The 4,094-nt window shown below is 31.9% G+C and carries 3 protein-coding genes and 1 pseudogene; all 4 read left to right on the forward strand.

Features of this window, described 5'->3' with window-relative positions; all coding sequences use genetic code 11:
• Positions 1 to 1,990, forward strand: a pseudogene (locus ASU35_RS19615) (hypothetical protein); the annotation flags it as partial.
• 270 nt (positions 1,991 to 2,260) lie between these two features.
• The gene (locus ASU35_RS02675; protein WP_058351557.1) at positions 2,261 to 2,536 is read left to right on the forward strand and encodes an HU family DNA-binding protein; all 276 of its coding nucleotides are present in this window, start codon (positions 2,261 to 2,263) and stop codon (positions 2,534 to 2,536) included.
• A 15-nt stretch (positions 2,537 to 2,551) separates the two neighbouring features.
• Positions 2,552 to 2,767: a hypothetical protein gene (locus ASU35_RS02680; protein ID WP_058351555.1), complete on the forward strand. Its 216-nt coding sequence runs from the start codon at positions 2,552 to 2,554 to the stop codon at positions 2,765 to 2,767.
• 1 nt (position 2,768) lies between these two features.
• Positions 2,769 to 4,055 (forward strand): hypothetical protein, encoded by a 1,287-nt coding sequence (locus ASU35_RS02685; protein ID WP_147525342.1) that lies wholly within the window; start codon positions 2,769 to 2,771, stop codon positions 4,053 to 4,055.
• The last annotated feature ends 39 nt before the right edge of the window (positions 4,056 to 4,094 follow it).

Genomic DNA, 4,094 nt, shown 5'->3' on the forward strand with positions numbered 1-4,094 from the left:
ATTAGGATTATCTCATAAAAAGGTGATGCATAGGAACGGTAGGTTATTCATCGCTTACATTGATTCTACTTTTAGTGTCGTTAAGCACGAAAAGAAAACACACTTTTTTGATGGGAAGATGGTACAAGCTCATTACCAGTTACTAAATACAGTACAACTTAGTAAGGAAGAAGTTCATGAACTACTAAAACCATCGTTAGAATATGTGAACTTATTAAATACAGACACCGATGTCCTGAAATATCATGTAAAATGTTTATCGCTTGATGAGTATGATGACGAAACCATATCAAATGTGTTTAAAGACAAAAATGATATAGTTTACACAATGATGAATATTTCAAATAAATTCTATAAAACTAAGTATTTTTATGATTTCAAACGAGAAACATGTAAAGCATATTTAAAGAATATGAAAAAAGGACATATTCTTATTAATGGAAATTATTCTGTTCTTTTTGGCAATCCTTATGAGATGCTATTACATACTATTGGAAAATTTGATGGGACTACTTCTCTCCCACCAGGATATATCCATACTACTCACTATGACTATGGGAAAAAAATGCTCGGATGTCGTAGTCCACACATTTCAACATCAAATATCCTCATTACAGAAAATATGAGACATGATTTGATTGATAAGTATTTTAATCTCACTGATGAAATTGTTTGTATTAATGCTATTGGCGAGAATATATTAGAGCGTTTATCTGGTGCAGATTATGATTCAGATCAGATGATTATATCTGATAATGAAATAATTATAAATGCAGCATTAAAGAACTATAATGTATTCAAAGTTCCTGCCAACAGGGTCGCTGCTAAAAAATCAAAAAGGTATTATACAAATGCGCAAAAATCTGATTTAGATTATAAAACAAGTGAGAATATAGGTGATTTGGAGCATCGTGATACAGTTCGTAAAGGAAGTAAATTGCTTTATGAATATATTGATGCTGGTTGGGTAAATGAACCAAAAGAAAATGAGATTTCTACTACTGTTGATTTTGGATGTTCTAACGAAAAATACGCTATTCAGAAAGAACGATATAAGTTGCAGACTGAAAAGATTGAAATGAATCGTTGGCTAAGAGAACTTGCCAGAGATGAACTTATTACAGAGAAGATAGTAAATGCTGTTGCTGCATTACCATCTTTGGAAATACCTGAATACATCAAACCAGTACATTGTAATCAGTCATATTTAGTTTGTTTGGCAGATTGTCATTACGGAATTGAATTTTCTATAAAAGATTTTTTTGGAAATGTAATTAATGAATATAGTCCTGAAATTTTTGAAAAGAGAATGTGGGATTTATTTAATCAGATTATAGAAATTATAGAAGAAAAACATATAAATGAAATTAGCGTTTGGGAGTTAGGCGATGGCATTCAAGGTTTATTGCGTCTTAATTCGCAGTTGATGCAGTTGAGATATGGAGTAATTGATTCAGCTATTCGTTATGGGGATTTTCTTGGACACTGGCTTAATGAATTAAGCAAACATGTAAGAATAAAATTTCAAATGACAATGGATAGTAATCATAATCAACTTCGCCTTTGTGGTGCTCCTAAAAACTCTTTTGTAGATGAAAATATGAGTAAGGTTATTATGCTTGCTATTGAAAAGGAACTTGCAAATAATCCAAATGTGACGATTATTAGCAATCCTACTGGATTAAATTTTGGTCAGTTTTCTACATATCAAGTTCTTGGAATACATGGAGAAGTTAGAAATCTTGGAGATGCACTTGATGATTATTCAAGAGCATATCAAACACCTATTTCATATATTATTGGTGCTCATGTGCATCATATTGTCGAAAAAGAAACAGGTATAAACTCAGAAGCAATTTCTATTCGCTCAATGGTCGGAGTTGATCCATATGGAATAAGTCTACTTGCTACATCTAATGCTGGTGCTTCGCTATTTGAATTTGACCAAATTAAAGGATTGACTTGTGAGCATAGATTAAAAGTTGATTAGAATACTAATTTCATATGGTCTGGTCAGACATTCGGCTTGTCAAGGCTAAGTTTCAGGAGCAGATTCCTAGAAAACCAGACCTAATAACATAAAAATGTAATTGTAACCTAAATTATGTTACAAATCAAAAAAATTGTTATCACAGTTATATAGGGTTTTGCGACTCTATGGTATGGAGAGTGGTGGTACTGCTCTCCTATTTTATATATAATTCGGCAAATATGATAAGTGCCGAAAATAATTGGAAGAATGAAAGGAATAATTGAAAATATGAACAAAACAGAATTGATTTCAGCTATGTCTGAAAACGTAAATATGAGTAAGGTTGATACAGAAAAGGCTTTAAAGGCTTTTATTGATACAGTTACAGAGGAATTAAAGAATGGTGGAAAAGTTCAGTTAGTTGGATTCGGAACATTTGAAGTAGCTGAACGTGCTGAACGTCAGGGTAGAAATCCTAAGACTGGTGAAGCCATTACTATTCCTGCTTCTAAGTCACCAAAATTTAAAGCAGGTCGTTCTTTGAAGGATATTGTAAACGCATAAAGGTAGGTGTCTATATTGAATAAACAAGAGAAAAATATTGTAGACATTCTAACTTTTGATGAGATTGAGGATATTGTAGATATCTTTATTGATAAGGTTTATCACACAGATAAGACTGTTGCGTTAATTACAAATAAGGAGCTTGTTGAATATGCAATGGATGAATTGCTTGAAGACAGTTATATTACTGTCAAGAGAGTTGATTTAGAATTAGACAGTGAAGATGAATAATTTGCGAAATGCTACTTCTACTACTTTTGATGATGCAAAAATAAAAGTACAGGAAGAAATTTCACAATTAAAAATTTTAGAGAAAGAACTCAGAAATGCAGATAATGTTTCTACAAAAATGAAAGGAACAGATGTAACTTCTGGTCTTGCTATTGCTAAAAATGATTTGGAGAAATTAAAAGCAGATGCAAAAGATTTCCCTCAAATCACACAAACAATAAAAGATTTAGATACTGCAATTTCTAAAGTTGGTGATGCTTCTTCTCTTAATTCATTTAATGATAGTTTAAGAGTTGCAAGATCTGAATTGGCAAAGATTAAGTCAGAAACTAATGCCTCTAATAGAAATGAAAAAGTTGGCATTAATATATCTGGTTTACAATCTAAAATTGCAGATTTACAGAAAATTAGTCCTGAGATTGATAAATTTGAAACAGAAATCAACGGTGCGAAAGTAACTGTACAAAGTTTATTATCTGACTTATCAAAAATTAATACACAAAGCGATTTTTCTGTTGTAAGTGCAAAGTTTAATGCATTTACAAAAGCAGCAGAAGCATCTGGTATTGCTATACGTGATTTTGGTAATGTAACGGATTCTATTGCAAAAAAAGCAAATGAAATCCAACTTTCAACGGATGTTACAAAGCTTACTACTGACTATCAGAAATTCGATGTTGTCAGTCAGGAAGTAGAGAATAATCTAAAAGAACTTAAACTTGCACAAGAAGCAGTTGTTAATGCAAAAGGTACTGATAGATTAACTACAGAAATACAAAGATATGATACTGCTCTTGATAAAGCAAAATCTTCTCTTAAAGAACTTACTACTACTCAAGTTAGTATGAATCAGAGAACTTCTCAAATGACTTCTATGCAGGAGTGGATGAGAAAGAATAAAGCTGCTACAAAGTTAGTAGGGAATGAGGTAAACAAACTCATTAAAGAATGTAAAACTTGTGATGCTGTTAGATTTAATGGTATCAAGAATGAGTTTAAAGAATTGCAAGTGCGATCTGGTAAAGCGGGAAAACTTGGAAATAATTTCCTTGGTGGGTTGGTTGACCAAGCAAAGCGTTTTACTCAGTGGATTAGCGTAAGTGGCTTAGTGATGGAAGGTGTGCAAGCATTTCGCAAAGCAACAAGTAACGTAATTGAATTAGATACTAAAATGGTTGAATTATCAAAAGTATCTAATTTAACGGCACAAGGATTAGAAGATGTTACAAATCAATGCTATGATTTAGGTGAAAGTCTTTCAAAAACTGGTAAGTGCTTCAAAACATAGCGTTCTTAAATCTTCTTCCTATATCTGATATACTTTCCT

It is taken from the genome of Acetivibrio ethanolgignens (assembly GCF_001461035.1).
GTDB classification, from domain to species: domain Bacteria; phylum Bacillota; class Clostridia; order Lachnospirales; family Lachnospiraceae; genus Velocimicrobium; species Velocimicrobium ethanolgignens.